Annotated in this window: 1 protein-coding gene; it reads right to left on the bottom strand. The window is 44.3% G+C overall.

From position 1 onward, the window contains the following. Positions 1-881, bottom strand: an 881-nt coding sequence (locus A3738_RS08715; RefSeq protein WP_197473727.1) for an NAD-glutamate dehydrogenase domain-containing protein, incomplete at both ends; no start/stop codon positions are given.

Here is an 881-nt window from a genome sequence, read left to right as displayed (position 1 = left end):
TTTGTCGATAATTGTGGCGCAACACATGTTCAGCAACATCATCTGTCATGTCGTGCAGTAATTTATTGCGCTGTTTATCGGTCATATCTCCGTCAGCAACAACACCACCCAGCAAAATTTTGATGTTTACTTCGTTATCAGAACAATCCACGCCAGCGGCGTTATCAATAAAGTCAGTATTCAACAACCCGCCGTTTTGAGCATACTCAATGCGCGAGCGCTGGGTCATCCCTAAATTACCACCCTCGCCTATGACTTTGACGCGAAGCTCTTCGCCATTTACGCGCAAGCCGTCGTTTGCCTTGTCTCCGCAATCTGTATGTGCTTCGGTTTTAGCCTTAACATAAGTTCCAATCCCTCCAAACCACAACAGATCTGAATCTGCTTTCAGTAAGCGATTGATCAATATCATTGGCGCTAGACTGTCTTCTTCTGCATCGATCAGCTTTTTGATCTCAGGACTCAATGGGATAGATTTAGCATCTCGTCTGAACACACCCCCGCCACGAGATATCAAGTCTTTGTTGTAATCATCCCAAGACGATCTCGGCAATTCGAAAAGCCTTTTTCTTTCTTTAAAGGATCGCTCAACATCTGGATTAGGATCGATAAATATATGTAGATGGTTAAATGCTGCGACCAGTTCTGTCTTGTCGGACAAAAGCATTCCATTGCCGAACACATCGCCGGACATGTCACCGATGCCAACACAACTAAAAGTTTCTTTTTGGATATCTTTTCCAAGCTCTTTAAATAATCTTTGAACAGATACCCACGCACCTCTTGCGGTAATACCCATTTTTTTGTGGTCGTAGCCTTGGCTGCCACCAGATGCAAATGCATCGCCTAGCCAATGCCCCCGATCCAAAGATATTTGATTT

The sequence above is a fragment of the Oleiphilus sp. HI0066 genome, assembly GCF_001635725.1.
This window is presented reverse-complemented; position numbering and strand designations above follow the sequence as displayed.